The sequence below is a fragment of the Alkalidesulfovibrio alkalitolerans DSM 16529 genome (genome assembly GCF_000422245.1).
GTDB classification, from domain to species: Bacteria; Desulfobacterota; Desulfovibrionia; order Desulfovibrionales; family Desulfovibrionaceae; genus Alkalidesulfovibrio; species Alkalidesulfovibrio alkalitolerans.
The window spans coordinates 43,111-58,358 of sequence record NZ_ATHI01000004.1 but is presented as its reverse complement, the minus strand read 5'-3'; the positions used below and the strand labels follow the sequence as shown (position 1 = coordinate 58,358).

Genomic DNA, 15,248 nt, shown 5'->3' with positions numbered 1-15,248 from the left:
GCAGGGGCAAGCGGCGCTCGGGCCGTCCCAGGGACACCATCTGCCGCGTCGCCGCAGAAAGTTCAAACCCTCGCGCATGCGAACTGCCCTTCGGCCTTGAACTTTTCGTGCGCCTCGCATCCGGCGCTCTTCGAACGGCCTGCGAAACCGATCTCGGCAGCCGTCTCCGGAGCACGCAGGAGGCGCTGCAATCGCCTGAAATGCGTGAACAAATCGTGCCCCGCCCCGGCTTGCGGCAGAGCCGGGAAATCCTCTCGTAATGCCTTATAATTGCAGTGTTTTCACATCCTCTCCGGGTGATCTGAAATCCCGTCAAGGGCCTGTTCGCGCCCGTTTGCGGCCCGGACGCGCCCGGACGTGCCCGGCCCGCCTCGCGTGGTGTAGAACCTGTGGGGCGACCCCGGCGGACCGGGCATGGGTGTGGCGGCCGGGGTGCCTAGCCGGTGATTTTTGTGCTGCGGGCCGAGGCGGCCTGGGGTATGAGCCGGGCTATACATGCGAGACGCACCGGACTGTCGGCGAAGCGCCGTCTGCTGCATAACAAGGAGAACGCCAGATGAGCAGAAAAGAAGCCATTCATGTCTTCACCCCGGCGCTGGCCGTGGCCCTGCTGCTGGCGGCGGTCCTGGCCCTGGGGCCGCTTACGCCGCGCGCCCAGGCCGCGGACTGGCTGCCCGCCGACGACGCCGTCGGATTCTGGGGCGTCAAGCTCCCCGCGCCAGACAACGCCGTGAACTGGGATATGGGATCCATCTATCCCATGAAGAACGCCGACTACGCCGTCACGTATGGGTATATGGTTGACGGGAAGTTTTTCTGGGCAATCTACAACCTTTCCAAAGGCCGCGTCATCCGACAATGGGAGGCCGACACCAAGGAAAAATGGTACGCGGCCATGCGAGAGGCTCAAGGCATGGCCGGAGAACGGTTGCATCTGAAAAGCCTTGGAAAACTGAACACCCCTCGCATCCGCGATCTCGGGGATGTCGGCGGCGGGACGAACAGTTCGCCCTTCGAATACGGGATCAGCTACGTCCTGGACGGCGAACCGCACGAAGAGGCCCTGGCCTGGGTCACGGAACAGCCGCGCCGCTTCGCCTGTTACGGCCATCACGAATGGACGTTCGAACTCCCCTGCGAGGGATACATACACGTTTCCTCCTTGGGGATTTTTTTCATCTTTCTTCTGTCCGACGGCACCCTCCTGGCGTATGATTCGGAAAACCCCTTCATCATCCGCTTCCGCGAGGACATGAGTTCGCCCTTCATCGACCAGCATCCCGAGTTGGTGCGCGTGCCGTTTCGCGATGCCTACGACTACTACATGAAGGTCGCCGCCGAAATCCGCGAGCAACGGCCCGAGAACATCCTCGAAGAGATCGACGCAGTGGTCGCGCCCCATTTCCGAACCCTGCTGCATAACAAGGAGAACGCCAGATGAGCAGAAAAGAAGCCATCCGCGCCTTTGTCGTCGATGCCGTGCACGTGGCCGAAGGCGCGCCGGACGAAACCCGCTATGCCGCGTCCTTTGCCCAGAAAGGCAAGAGCGGCCTGTCCTTCGGCCGCTGCCAGCACGACGTGGCAGTGAATGACGATGCCCGCAAGAAATTTGAGACGGCGCTGAAGAACGCAAAGGATGATGCCAATAATGACATGTTCACCAATGATGAATACGACAAAGTCCTGGAACTGTCTTCGCGTTCCGGCGTCACGGCCGAAGACTTCGAGAAGGAGGCCCCGGGCCTTCTGGAGAAGGTCAACGCCGCCCTGAACACCGAGGAGGCGCGGACGGCCATCGACGGTCTCGACGCCGCGCGCGAGAAGGTGGTCATCGGCTTCGCTGATACCATCATGGAGGCCGCGAAGCGAAACCCCAACGGCCCCGGCGTGTTCGACCCCGACCATCCGGATTTCGCCCAGGCCATCGCCATGGCCGCCCAGTGGGGCAACCGCTCCGGCGGCGTGGCGACCCTGGCCGCCTGGGCCGAAGGCAAGGAGGTGAAGCTGAGCACCACGACGGACAAGCCCGAGACCTGCATCAGCGACGGCCCCCCGAGCCTGGGGGGCATGGACGACTACTTCTCCAAGACCAAGTATTTCCGGGACGACGCGCCCGACGAGCTTCCCAAGTGGACCGAACGCCACGCCGGATTCGCGAAGGACGCGATGGCGCGCAGAGAAAAGGACTACGCCTTCACGGACGAGACCGGCGAGTCGCGCCCTGCCTTCGGCGGTCAGGCCATGGCGCGTTCCGAAACGGCCGAGGCCGGACAGGAGCCCGCCGGATCGCCGTCCGCCGATTCCGGGAGCGACCTCGAACGCGAACCGTCCGCTTCTTTGCGCCAACCGGCCGCTCCCCTGCCCCAGGCGCAAGCGCGGGCCGCGGCCGCCGGAACCGAGCCCACCGACGGCCTTCCCCATGCTCGCCCCCTGCACCTGCCAACCCCGGTAACCGATCAGCCAGGGGCCTCGCAAACGCTGCTCGAACGCGCCGCGCCTGCGACTGTGCCTGCCCACGGCCCCGCCGCGGTCCGCCCGCTGCCCGACGCATCGGCGACAATGCCCGGACACGCCGAACTCCCGGCGGCAGCAATGCCCCGCGTCAAGAATCTCCTGTTCGACCCCATCGACCCGGCCGACCTTCAGGACGACATGAAGCCTGTCTCGACCCTGGAATATCTTACCGAAGTTTTTGCGGAGGCCGCCTCGGGCCGCCCGGAGGGCAGGCCGCCCAAGCGGCCCGCCTGGTTCAGACCGTCCAATCCCCAGGAATTGACCACCGACGAGTACATCTGGCAGGTCTTCAATCCCGGCCATTCCTTGCGGCGGCGCGTCTAGCGCCGCGTTCAGAGCCGACCGGCCGGGCAGCGCAACCAAAGGGGCGCGAAGTCACATGCTTCGCGCTCCCGCCGATCACCAGGAGGAGAAGCAATGCGCCCAGAAGATACCAGGGCACGAGGCTGTGCCCGAATGCCGCATGGCAAGGATTCACTTTATCGCCCGGACCGTGCGCCGAAGCGTCCCGCCTCCTGCCCGGCCGCACGAAGCAAAGCGCGGGGTTTCACCCCGGCGCTGGCCGTGGCCCTGCTGCTGGCGGCGGTCCTGGCCCTGGGGCCGCTTACGCCGCGCGCCCAGGCCGCGGACTGGCTGCCAGCCGACGACGCCGTCGGATTCTGGGGCGTCAAGCTCCCCGCGCCAGACAATGCCGTGAACTGGCGGATCGGTTTTAATTATCTCACCCAGGACGGCGATTACAGCATCGTTTACGGCTACGAGATCGACGAAAAGTTCTTCTGGACAGTCTACAACCTCTCCAAGGGCCGCGTCGTCCGGCAATGGGAGACTGCGAGCGCGGACGAACGGCGTTCGATAATGGGTGAGGCTGGAGCATTGGCAGGACAAAGGGTGACCTTCAAACACACCTTGAATGCAAAGATGTCTCGCATCAGCGACCTGAAGACCATATCCGGCCTCTCCAGCCATACTCCATTTGATTACGGATTCAGCTACATCCTGGACGGGGAGCTTTATGAAGAGTCGCTGGTCCGGGTTACGGATGCGCCCAGATACTTCGAATGTCGAGGCTACCACGAATGGACGTTCGAACTTCCCTGCGGGGGATACATCCACTCCACCTCCCTGCTCATCGGATATAGCGCCATCCTCCCGGACAACACGATCCTTGACTACGATCCTCCCTTCATCATCCGCTTCCGCGAGGACATGAGTTCGCCCTTCATCGACCAGCATCCCGAGTTGGTGCGCGTGCCGCTTCGCGATGCCTACGACTACTACATGAAGGTCGCCGCCGAAATCCGCGAGCAGCGGCCCGAGAACATCCTCGAAGAGATCGACGCAGTGGTCGCGCCCCATTTCCGAACCCTGCTGCATAACAAGGAGCCGCAGAAAAACTCCGCCCCGTAGCAGACCGCCCCAAAAGCCTCATCTGCTGCGTTGCTGCGAAAAAATTCAAACCCTCGCGTATGCGAAATACGCGTCGGCCTTGGATTTCTCTTGCGCCTTGCATCTGAAGCTTTTTGAACGGTCTGAAAACAAGGTTTGTCAACAATCCCGTAGGCCGTTGAAAAAGCGCCGGATGGACCGGCGCACGCGCGCCTCCCGGCGGGAGCGCATCGGGATGCGCCGCGCCTCTTGCCTTGCCCGCGCGGGGCGGGTATCACCCCCCGCATGGCACCCCTGAACTTCACCGACGCCGAGAAACGCGCCCTGGCCATCTTGCAGCGCGACCTGCCCGACTCCGCCACCCCCTTCGCCGACGTGGCCACGGCCACCGGCCTGAGCGAGGCCGAGGTCATCGCCCTGGTCAAGCGCCTCAAGGACGAAGGGGTCATCCGCCGCTTCGGCGCCACCCTGCGCCACCAAAAGGCGGGCTACGGCCACAACGCCATGGTCGCCTGGTACGCCGAGGACGGCGTGGACCTCGACGCCGTGGGCGCGATCTTCGCGGCCCGGCCCGAGATCTCGCACTGCTACGTGCGCCGCAACTGCATGGACTGGCCCTACAACTTCTACACCATGATCCACGGCTCCTCGCCCGGCGACTGCCTGCGCGTGGTGGAGGAACTCATCGAGGCCACCGGCATTCCCCAGTACGACATCCTTGAGAGCGTGCGCGAACTGAAAAAGACGTCCATGGTCTATTTCGCCAAGGACGACGGAGACGACGATGATCCGGTCTGAACAGCTTTTCGACGAGGCCAGGCAATTCATCCCCGGCGGCGTGAACTCGCCCGTGCGCGCCTGCCACCACGTGGGCGCGGTGCCCTTGTTCATCGAATCCGCCAAGGACGCCCATCTGCACACCGCCGACGGCGAGACGCTCGTGGACTACGTCATGAGTTGGGGGCCGATGCTGCTCGGCCACGCCCACCCCGACGTGACCCGCGCCGTGCGCGCGGCCGCCGAGAAGGGCACGAGCTTCGGCGCGCCCTGCGCGGCCGAGGTGGAACTCGCCCGCGCCGTGGTCGAGGCCGTGCCCGGCATCGAGATGGTGCGCATGGTCAACTCCGGCACCGAGGCCACCATGAGCGCCCTGCGCCTAGCGCGCGGCGTGACCGGCCGCACCAAGGTCGTCAAGTTCAAGGGCTGCTACCACGGCCACGCCGACGCCTTCCTGGCCGCGGCCGGGTCGGGCCTGGCCACCCTCTCCATCCCCGGCACGCCGGGCGTGCCCGCCGCCACCGTGGCCGACACCCTGCTCGCGGCCTACAACGACCTCGACGCAGTGGCCGACCTCTTCGAGGCGCACGGCGACGACATCGCCTGCGTCATCGTGGAGCCCATGGCCGGGAACATGGGCCTCGTGCCCGCGGCCGAAGGATTCCTGGAGGGCCTGCGCGGCCTGTGCGACAAGTACGAGGCCCTGCTCATCTTCGACGAGGTCATCACCGGTTTCCGCCTCTCCTACGGCGGCGCGCAAACGCGCTTCGGCCTGACGCCGGACCTGACCTGCCTGGGCAAGATCATCGGCGGCGGCCTGCCCGTGGGCGCGTTCGGCGGCAGGCGCGAGTTGATGGAGCGCATGGCCCCGTGCGGCGACGTCTATCAGGCGGGTACGCTCTCGGGCAATCCGCTGGCCATGGCCGCGGGCATCGCCACCCTCAAGGCCCTGAAGCAGATGGACTACGCGGCCCTGGAGAAGCGCACCGCGGCCCTGGCGGGCGAACTGGCGGACATCCTGCGCGGCAAAGGTCTGCCCGTGACCCTGCACCACATCGCCTCGGCCTTCACCTTGTTCTTCACCGAGGGCCCGGTAACCAACTTCGCCCAGGCCTCGGCCGCCGACACCGATCTCTACGCCAAGTTCTACGGCGCCATGCGCGCGGGCGGGGTCAACGTCGCGCCCTCGGCCTTCGAGTGCGCCTTCACCTCCTTCGCGCACACCGAGGAGGACTTCGAGCGCACCGTCGAGGCGGCGAAGAAGGCCGTCTTCTAAGCCATGGCCGACGGCGGCCCGAAAATCGCCTTCTGGGCGCTGACCGGGCAGGGCCTTGGCCTCGCGCGGCGGCTTGCCGCCGCGCTGCCGGGCGCGATCTTCGCGCCCTCCCGGCTTGCCGAACCGGGCGAAAGGCCGTTTGACGAGCTTCTGCCCACGGTGGCGGCCGCGTTCTCGGCCCATACTGCCCACGTCTTCGTCTGCGCGGCGGGCATCGCCGTACGCGCCGTGGCCCCGCACCTGCGCGCCAAGGACACGGACCCGGCCGTGGTGGTCATGGACCAAAACGGCCGCTTCGCGGTCCCGATCCTTTCCGGCCACCTGGGCGGGGCCAACGCCCTGGCCGCGCGCCTGGCCCTTATATCCGGCGGCACGGCCGTGATCACCACGGCCACGGACACCGAGGGGCTGCCCGCCATCGACCTACTGGCCCAGGAGCGCGGCATGACCATCGCCGACCTCTCGACCGTCAAACGCGTCAGCGCCGCCCTGCTCGACGGCGCGCGCGTGCCCCTGCACGACCCGGACGGGCTGTTCTTCGCTCCCGGCGACCCTCATCTGGCGCACTTCGCGCCCATGGACGCGGCGGCCGCGCGCGAAAAATCCCTGGCCGTGTGGGTACAGTGGCGGAAAATCGACGTCCCGGCGGGCCATCTGCGGCTCGTGCCGCGCGTCGTCCGCGCGGGCCTGGGCTGCCGCCGGGGAACCCCGGCCGACGCCATCCTGGCCTGCCTGCGAAAGGCGCTGGACCGTGCGGGCGCGGACGAGCGGGCCGTGGGCGGTCTGGCGAGCATCGACCTGAAGGCCGACGAGCCGGGCCTCACCGAGGCCGCGCGCACGCTTGGCGCGCCCCTGACCTTTTACGACGCGGCGCGCCTTTCGCGCGTGGCCGCGCCAAACCCCTCGGCCCGCGTGGAACAGGCCACCGGCTCGGCCAGCGTGGCCGAGGCCGCGGCCCTCCTGCTGGCCCAGGCAACGGAGCTTTTGTGCGAGAAGACGATCTGCCCGGCGGCCACGGCGGCCCTGGCGCTCGCAAGACCGCGCCCGGCCGCCTGACGGTCGCGGGGCTTGGGCCCGGCGACGCGGGGCTGCTCGCGCCCATGGCCCGCCAGGCCATCGCGGCGGCCGAGACCGTCGTGGGCTACGCCACCTACATCGACCTGATCGAGCCCGGACTGCTCGCGGGCAAGGACGTGCTGCGCGGCCGCATGACCGGCGAGGTGGAGCGCTGCAGCCAGGCCGTGGACGCGGCCGTGTCCGGCAGGAACACGGTGGTCGTCTCCAGCGGCGACGCCGGGATATACGGCATGGCCGGCCTCGTGCTGGAGATACTGGAGGCGCGGAAGCTTCTGGCCGAGGTGCCCTTCGAGGTCGCGCCCGGCATCCCGGCGCTGGCGGCCGCGGCCGCGCTTCTGGGCGCGCCGTTGATGCACGACTTCGCGGTCATAAGCCTCTCCGACCTCCTGACTCCGCGCGAGGTCATCATACGCCGCGTGATCGCAGCGGCCGAAGCGGACTTCGTCATCGTGCTCTACAACCCGCGCTCGAAAAAGCGGCACGATCTGCTGGCCCGGGCATTGCATGAAACAGCGCAACGGCGTGGGCCACACACCACGGTCGGGCTGGTACGCAACGCCTTCAGGGAGGGACAGGAGACGGACGTGACGACCATCGCGGACTTCGACCCCGCCAGGGTTGATATGCTCTCCCTTTTGGTGATAGGGAATGAATCCTCTCGCGCGCTAAAGATCGGCGAAGGTCGCATGGAACGGCGGCTCATGCTGACGCCGCGAGGCTATGCAGGGAAGTACGAAATCGGATAGATTTCGAACGATACGAAGGGTGCACGGCCGCTCTACGCGCCCGGAACGCGCATCGGCCTTGACACTATGTGGCATGTGACATGTGAACTGTTCAGTGCAAGGAAGGAGGTTTGAGGCATGAGGAAATTCACCATTCTGAGCCTGGCCTTGGCGGCCGTGCTCCTCGTGGCCGGCGCGGTCATCGCCGCCCCCAAGGCCCCCGGAGACGAGTACGTCAAGCTGCCCGAGGGCGCGACCAAGACGCAGCAGTCGATCAAGTTCTCCCACACGGCGCACGGTGCTCTCGAGTGTACCGCGTGCCACCACACGTGGGACGGCAAGGGCGACATCCAGTCCTGCTCGACTGCTGGCTGCCACACCGACATGAAGGAAAAGAAAGGCGGCGCTTCCTACTACGCCGCGTTCCACGCCCCGCAGAGCACCATCTCCTGCATGGGCTGCCACAGGGTCGAGCGCCAGGCCGGCAAGACCAACGTCCCCACGGCCTGCACTGCTTGCCATCCGAAGAACCAGTAGGCTTCGGTCCCCAAAGGGGGCTGCCCCGGGGCGGCCCCCTTTTCGCTTCCTGAACCCCGGCGCATGCCCTGGAGTGGACCATGGCCAAATCGTCCAACAACGTCTCCAACGCCGAGATCATCGAACTCACCGATCTTCTTGAGCCCGGCGATCCCAGCAAGGTCCGGGACGGCGACGCCGACCTCGACGACCTGCTCGGGGGCGGCGATGACGACGCCTCGCTCGACGATCTCCTAAACGCTGGGGACGGCGACCTCAAGGGCATGGGAGACATCGACCTGCCTGACGACTCCGATTCCGGCGGCGCGGGCGACGAAATCGACATGGACGGGCTTGACGACCTCCTGGCCGACATGAACGGCGGCAAGGCGACCTCGGACGACGACATCGAAGCCATGCTCGGCGGCGCCCCCGGCGGATCGCTCAAACCGCCCTCGCAGGACGACATCGACGACCTGTTGGCCGGACTCGACGACGAAGCGCCGGGCGAAACACCGGACGAGACCGACGTGGAGCCGAAAAAGACGAAAGCCGCCTCCCAGGACGACATCGACGACCTGCTGGCCGGACTCGACGACGCGCAACCTGCGGACCTGCCCGACGACGAGCCGGAACCGGCAGTTGCCCCAGCGTCCGCCCCAAAAGCCGATGACACGGACTACGACATCGAAGCCCTGCTGGCCGCCACCGACGAGGCCGGAGAAGAAAAGGCTCCCGTGCCCCGCGTCGAGGATGCTGCGTTGGTCGCCGATTCCGAAACGCCTGGTCCAGACGAGCCGGTCGCGCTGGATTTCGACGAAACAGAGGAAGACCTGGACAAACTTTTGAAGGACATCGACACGGATATTTCCCTGGATGAGGCCACGCCCGCCCCGCTCGCCAGCGTGGACGCGCAGCGTATCGAGGCCCTGGAGGCGCGTTTGGCTTCTCTCGACGGCATCGAGGGGCGTCTGGCAGCCTTGGAGGCCGGACGGACGGGCCTTGCGACCGATGCGGACGCGGCAGCCGAGACGAACGGCATCGAGGAAGCCGTGGAGCGCGTGCTCGCGCGGCGGCTCGACGATGTCTCGGCCTCGCTGCGCGAGGCCATCAAGACCGACCTCGTGGCGGTGATCGAGAAGGCCGTCCCGGCGGCGGCGGCCCGGATCATCCGCGAGGAAATCGCGGCCCTGGCCGAGACGCTGGACGAAGACGACTAGCAAACAGTCCTTGGCGCGCCCCTCGCCGCCTCGACTTTGCGCCGCGGCCATGCTAGGAGGCGGCAGCAAAACAAGCGGGGGTGGCCGACGAGGTTTCTCCCGCTTTCCCCGCCCCGCGCCTTTCCGAACGGTCGGTCAAGGCCATTTCCCCAGGGCGGGGTTTTCGTTCGGGAGGCATTCGTGGACAAGGACAGGCAACTCGCCCTTCAGGTGGCCAAGGAGATCGTGGTCAAGTTCATCGAGGTGCAGCGCATCTCGCCCGCCAACTTCAGCGACCACTTCGCCCCCATCTACCAAGAGGTTCTGCGCACCCTGACGGCCGAGGCGGCAACGCCCGAGGGCGGCCGCAAGTCGTGACCACGCCCCGTAATTCCGGTGAGGACCGTCCCGCTCCCGCCGAGACCCCGGCCGGGCAGGACGCGCCTGCGCCGTCCGGCTCCACGCACGCCTCCAGCGCATCTTCGCCCGACGGCCATGGCCACCGCGTGGCGGCCATGTTCGGCCGCATCGCCCGCTGGTACGACATCCTGAACCACGGCCTCTCGCTCGGCCAGGATATCTACTGGCGGCACCGGCTGGTGAGGCATCTGCGTCTGCCGCGAAACGGCCTGCTCGTGGACCTGGCGGCCGGGACCATGGACGTGACCCTGACGGCGCTGCGCCAGTTCCCCGACGCGCGCGTGCTGGCCCTGGACTTCGCCCAGCCCATGCTGGCACGCGGCCGCGACAAGGTCGCAGCACGCGGCCTCTCGGACCGCGTGCTGCCCGCCCTGGCGGACGGCCGCGTGCTGCCGCTGCCCGACGCCTGCGCCGACGCCGCGACCATCGCCTTCGGCATCCGCAACATCGTGCCCCGCGAGCAGGCCTTCGCCGAGCTTTTCCGGGTGCTCAAGCCCGGCGGCAGGCTGTGCGTGCTGGAATTCGGCAGCGGCCGGACGCGCATCTGGAAGGGACTGTACAACCTCTACCTGGACCGGCTGCTGCCCATGGCCGGGCGACTGGTCTCGGGCGACTCGGACGCCTACCGCTACCTGGCGGACACCATCCGCAACTTTCCCGACGCGCGCGAACTCGGCCGCGAGATGCGGGCCGCCGGATTCGACCGGGTGCTGTGGCATCCGCTGCTCTCGGGCATCGTCTACGTGCACGTGGCAGAGAAGGCCGGAGACGGCAAAAGCGCCTGAAGCCGCGCGGCAACGCAGCCAGCGCGGATTTTTCACGCCTCGCCCCGCAGATGGCGTCTTTTCACCAGCCTGCCAACGGGCTTGGCGGCATCCCCCGCCCCGCAGGTGGCGTCTCTTCAGCGGGTGGATTGCGACGAGGCGCCTTTTCACCAGCCTGCCAACGGGCTTGGCGGCATCCCCCGCCCCGCAGGCCGGTCAAAAGGCGTCAGATGCAAGGCGCAAGAAAGCGCCGGGCCCGACGCGTATAATGATATACGCGAGGGGTCGGCGCTTTCGCGGCAACGCCGCAGATGACGCGTTTTCACCGGCCTGCTTAGCTGCGGACAATGTAGACGATAAGCAGCCCGCCAAGCATGGCGACCATGCCGATCATGCGCAGGACCATGGGCGGTTTTTCAGACAGAAGGCGCAGGACCTTGGGCATCTTCTCGGCCCACAGGAAATACGGCAGCCCCTCTATGACCAGGGCCAGCCCCACGGCCGTGAAGATGTCGTTCCAGCCAATGTTCATAAGGGGTGTTTACCGGCCGCCAAGTATGCTGTAAAGGACTAGCGGTCTCAAAACCTGTTACGGCGAGTTGCGCATGATCTCCTTCGACGACCTGAAATCCGGAAAATCCCCCGTGGCCGTGGTCGGCCTCGGCTACGTCGGCTTGCCCCTGGCTGTGGCCCTCTCACGCCATTTCAGGGTCATCGGCTTCGACATCTCCACGGAACGCGTGGCCGAACTCACGGCCGGTCACGACCGCACGCGCGAAGTCACGTCCGAGGCGCTTTCGGCCGCACGGGTGGACTACACCACGGCCCCGGCCGAGCTTCGCAAGGCCGGAGTGGTCATCGTGGCCGTTCCCACGCCCATCGACGCCCACAGAAACCCGGACCTCCGCCCCGTGCGCGGGGCCTCGGCCACCGTGGGCGCGAACCTCTCCAAAGGGACGATCGTCTGCTTCGAATCCACGGTCTATCCCGGCCTGACCGAGGAAGTCTGCGTACCCATCCTGGAGGAGCGCTCCGGGCTGGCCTGCGGCCGCGACTTCTTCGTGGGCTACTCGCCCGAGCGCATCAACCCCGGCGACAAGGTCCACACCCTGGAGAGCATCGTCAAGGTCGTGGCCGGACAGACGCCCGAGGTGCGCGAGATCCTGGCGGGCATGTACGGCGCGGTGGTACGCGCCGGCGTGCACCTGGCCTCGTCCATCAAGGTGGCCGAGGCGGCCAAGGTCATCGAGAACACCCAGCGCGACCTGAACATCGCCCTGATGAACGAGTTGGCCCTGATCTTCGGCAGGCTCGGCATCGACACCACCGAGGTGCTCGAAGCCGCGCGCACCAAATGGAACTTCCTGCCCTTCAGCCCCGGCCTCGTGGGCGGGCACTGCATCGGCGTGGACCCCTACTACCTGACCTTCAAGGCCGAGGAGATCGGCCACCACCCCCAGGTCATTCTGGCGGGCCGCCGCATCAACGACTCCATGGGCAAGCACGTGGCCGAAACCTGCGTGAAAATGCTCATCAAGAACAACTGCGGGGCCGTGGGCCAGGCGCGCATCGGCGTTTTGGGCCTGACTTTCAAGGAGAACGTGCCCGACCTGCGCAACACGCGTGTCATCGACATCATCGCCGAGTTGCGCGAATACTGCCCCGAGGTTCTGGTGCACGACCCCCACGCCGACCAAGCCGAAGCCATGCACGAATACGGCCTGCAACTGTGTCCGGCCGAGGCCCTGAACGGCCTTTCCGCGCTCATCGTGGCCGTGGCCCACGAGGAGTTCACCCGGCTCTCGCCGCAGTCGCTGCAGGCCATGTTCGCCCCCGGCGTCACGCCCATCGTCCTCGACGTCAAGGGCGTACTCGACCGCGCCGGCCTGACGGCCCAGGGCTTCGGCTACTGGCGGCTGTAAAAGCCCGCCCGAACACGAAAAAGCCCCCGGCACGTCGCGACATGCCGGGGGCTTTTTCGTTCGTTCTCCCATTCCCCCGCCGAATTGCCTGGACTCTTTCACGACCCGCTGTTTTCCCGCCCCGAAGCACGGCTCTCCACCCCTTCCACCGCCTTTGCCAGGCGATATCGCACCGATCCTGCCTGGCTGCGGCCCCATCACCGCAAACACAAGGGACGAAACAGGAAGAATGCCGTTTCCGGATACGGGCAATCAATTTGTCACACAAACAATAACCAATCATTCAAATTAATCTGTAAATTTATGCAATTAAATACACCAGACTCCGCCACCTTTTCGACGCAAAAGTGCAACACTCCGATATTCCTTATGTTTTTCATGAAATCATACTACATTGGTCGACAAACCGCGTGAGAACGGCACGCCAGCATTCATTTTTTCTCAAAAATATCCTATATATTCAATGATATCACAAAGTACGCCAGTCTTCAAACAAATCTCGTGAACCATTGATCGCGCGCCCGACTGATAACGAAATCGACCACAGCCCTGCTTCCCAAAATCCTGTCTTTTTGCCATGTTGGCGCGAATGGTAGGGTAAACGCGTAGCCGGAGCGCATCACAGGGGGTCTGCGAGATGAAGCTCTCAATCTTTTGGAAGGTCCTATCGTTCATCCTCATTGTCATCGCGGTGCTCACCGCGAGCATAACCTACAGCGTCAACCATTTCGTGAGCCAGGGCTTCGACGAACAGTCCCTGGTGCAGATCCGGAACTTCCGGCAAAGCGTGGACGCCGAGATCAAAGACATCGGCGAAATGCTTTCCCTCTCCGCCAGACTGGTGGCCGAAAACCCGGCAGTGGCGCAGGCTGCGGCCGAGGGAGACTCCGCCTTTCTTGCTTCCGTCGCCAAAGGCATGATGAAGAATTCGGCGATCGAGTTCGTCACCATCTCCGACGCACGGGGAACGGTCCTCGCGCGCGGCCACTCCGACAGGACCGGGGATTCGGTCGCGAACCAGATCAACGTGCAAAAAGCCCTGCGCGGCGAGGCATCCGTGGGCATCGAACCCGGCACCGTGATCAAGTTCTCGCTGCGCGCCGGACAACCGATCGTCCTCGCGGGGCGGGTCGTGGGCGTCGTCACCCCGGGCGTGGACCTCGGCTCCATGAGCTTCGTGGACAGCATCAAGTCGCGCATCGGCGTTGAGTGCACCATCTTCGACAACGATATGCGCGTGGCCACGACCATCATGCGCCAGGGGCAGCGCGCCGTCGGCACAAAGATGGACAACCCCGCGGTCATCGAGACCGTGCTCAGAAACTCGCGCGAGTTCATCGCCCAGAACCTGATCCTGGGCCGGATGTACGACACAGCCTACTGGCCCATCGTCTCCGCCGACGGCAAGACCAGCGGCATGCTCTTCATTGGCGCGCCACGCGAAATCGTGGAGCAAACACAGCGCGAAATCGTCAACGCCATCCTCGTCGTCTCCGGCATCATCACCCTGATCGTAGCCGTGCTGGCCGTGATCTTCGCCCGCTCCCTGGCCAACCCCGTACGCCGCGCCTCTGAATTCGCCTCGGACATCGCAGGCGGCAAACTCGACGGAACGCTGACCATCGCCAACAAGGACGAAATCGGCGTGCTCGCGGCCTCGCTGAACGCCATGGTCAAAAGCCTGCGCGAGATGATCGCCACGGCCGAAGCCAAGACACGCGAGGCCGAAGAGCAGGCCACGCTGTGTAAAAAGGCCTCGGACGAGGCCGAAGAAGCCAAGCGCAAGGCCGAACAAGCCAAACGAGAGGGCATGCTCCAGGCGGCCGGGCACATCGAGGTCGTGGTCGAACGCATGACCTCGGCTTCCGAGGAGCTTTCCCGCCAGGTGGAGCAGGCTGCGCGAGGCTCGGAGCGGCAAAACGCCCGCGTGGCCGAGACGGCCACGGCCATGGAAGAAATGAACGCCACGGTCATGGAAGTCGCGCGCAACGCTTCGCAATCGGCCGTGGACGCCGACAAGGCCAAGGCGCAGGCCAACCAGGGCGAACGCTCCGTGGGGCAGGTCATCTCGGCCATCGGCGGACTGAAGACGCAGACCGAGGCCCTGCAGACGACCATGGAGAGCCTGGGCCGCCAGGCCGAGAGCATCGGCCAGATCATCACGGTCATCGAGGACATAGCGGACCAGACCAACCTCCTGGCGCTCAATGCCGCCATCGAGGCCGCACGCGCGGGCGATGCGGGACGGGGCTTCGCCGTGGTCGCGGACGAGGTGCGCAAGCTCGCCGAGAAGACCATGAACGCCACCAAGGAGGTCGGCCAAGCCATCTCCTCCATTCAGCGTGACGCGCGATCGAGCGTGGAGGCCACTCACGCCGCAGCCAAGTCCGTAGGCGAATCCACGGCCCTGGCCGAACAATCCGGCAAGGCCCTCGCGGAAATCGTTGGCATCGTCGGCAACACCTCGGGCCAAGTCTCGTCCATCGCGGCCGCCGCCGAACAGCAGTCCGCGACATCCGAGGAGATCAACCGTTCCGTGGACGAGATCAGCCAGATATCCATGGAAACCTCGCAGGTCATGGCCGAGGCGGCCTCGGCGATCACCGAACTGGCCCGCCAGTCCCAGGAACTGCAAAAACTTGTTCACGAACTGAAGACGCAGGAGTAAT

General features: G+C 65.7%; 14 protein-coding genes. 13 read left to right on the top strand and 1 reads right to left on the bottom strand.

All coding sequences use genetic code 11. From position 1 onward, the window contains the following. The first annotated feature begins 556 nt into the window (after positions 1–556). From DSAT_RS02370 to DSAT_RS02325, 11 genes are all read left to right on the top strand, one after another. The gene (locus DSAT_RS02370; protein WP_020885982.1) at positions 557–1,441 is read left to right on the top strand and encodes a hypothetical protein; all 885 of its coding nucleotides are present in this window, start codon (positions 557–559) and stop codon (positions 1,439–1,441) included. After that, positions 1,438–2,838: a hypothetical protein gene (locus DSAT_RS02365; protein ID WP_020885981.1), complete on the top strand. Its 1,401-nt coding sequence runs from the start codon at positions 1,438–1,440 to the stop codon at positions 2,836–2,838. Before DSAT_RS02370 ends, DSAT_RS02365 begins: the two co-directional genes overlap by 4 nt. A gap of 93 nt (positions 2,839–2,931) precedes the next feature. Further along, entirely contained in the window at positions 2,932–3,924 is a 993-nt protein-coding gene (locus DSAT_RS02360) for a hypothetical protein (protein ID WP_235695909.1), read from the top strand. 264 nt (positions 3,925–4,188) lie between these two features. After that, positions 4,189–4,701, top strand: a complete 513-nt coding sequence (gene ahbB / locus DSAT_RS02355) for a siroheme decarboxylase subunit beta (RefSeq protein WP_020885979.1) — start codon at positions 4,189–4,191, stop codon at positions 4,699–4,701. Next, positions 4,688–5,956, top strand: coding sequence for a glutamate-1-semialdehyde 2,1-aminomutase (hemL, locus tag DSAT_RS02350; protein WP_020885978.1), 1,269 nt, complete (start codon positions 4,688–4,690; stop codon positions 5,954–5,956). Before ahbB ends, hemL begins: the two co-directional genes overlap by 14 nt. A gap of 3 nt (positions 5,957–5,959) precedes the next feature. Next, positions 5,960–7,012, top strand: coding sequence for a cobalt-precorrin 5A hydrolase (locus DSAT_RS02345; protein ID WP_020885977.1), 1,053 nt, complete (start codon positions 5,960–5,962; stop codon positions 7,010–7,012). Between the two features lie 44 nt (positions 7,013–7,056). Further along, positions 7,057–7,779, top strand: a complete 723-nt coding sequence (gene cobJ / locus DSAT_RS02340; protein ID WP_020885976.1) for a precorrin-3B C(17)-methyltransferase — start codon at positions 7,057–7,059, stop codon at positions 7,777–7,779. A gap of 117 nt (positions 7,780–7,896) precedes the next feature. Further along, positions 7,897–8,295 (top strand): cytochrome c3 family protein, encoded by a 399-nt coding sequence (locus DSAT_RS02335; protein WP_020885975.1) that lies wholly within the window; start codon positions 7,897–7,899, stop codon positions 8,293–8,295. A gap of 80 nt (positions 8,296–8,375) precedes the next feature. Further along, positions 8,376–9,494, top strand: coding sequence for a hypothetical protein (locus DSAT_RS02330; RefSeq protein WP_020885974.1), 1,119 nt, complete (start codon positions 8,376–8,378; stop codon positions 9,492–9,494). Positions 9,495–9,674: 180 nt separating this feature from the next. Continuing rightward, a complete protein-coding gene (locus DSAT_RS15600) occupies positions 9,675–9,851 on the top strand; it encodes a hypothetical protein (RefSeq protein ID WP_020885973.1) in 177 nt (58 codons plus the stop codon). After that, positions 9,848–10,678 (top strand): ubiquinone/menaquinone biosynthesis methyltransferase, encoded by an 831-nt coding sequence (locus tag DSAT_RS02325; protein ID WP_020885972.1) that lies wholly within the window; start codon positions 9,848–9,850, stop codon positions 10,676–10,678. Before DSAT_RS15600 ends, DSAT_RS02325 begins: the two co-directional genes overlap by 4 nt. 313 nt (positions 10,679–10,991) lie before the next feature. Here the strand turns inward: DSAT_RS02325 and DSAT_RS02320 are convergent, their stop codons facing one another. Next, positions 10,992–11,189, bottom strand: coding sequence for a DUF2065 domain-containing protein (locus DSAT_RS02320; RefSeq protein WP_020885971.1), 198 nt, complete (start codon positions 11,187–11,189; stop codon positions 10,992–10,994). A 73-nt stretch (positions 11,190–11,262) separates the two neighbouring features. Here DSAT_RS02320 and DSAT_RS02315 point away from each other — a divergent pair, with 73 nt between their 5' ends. After that, the gene (locus DSAT_RS02315; RefSeq protein WP_020885970.1) at positions 11,263–12,579 is read left to right on the top strand and encodes a nucleotide sugar dehydrogenase; all 1,317 of its coding nucleotides are present in this window, start codon (positions 11,263–11,265) and stop codon (positions 12,577–12,579) included. Positions 12,580–13,216: 637 nt separating this feature from the next. Continuing rightward, on the top strand, positions 13,217–15,247 hold the full coding sequence (locus DSAT_RS02310; RefSeq protein ID WP_020885969.1) for a methyl-accepting chemotaxis protein: 2,031 nt from the start codon (positions 13,217–13,219) through the stop codon (positions 15,245–15,247). Position 15,248 lies beyond the last annotated feature (1 nt).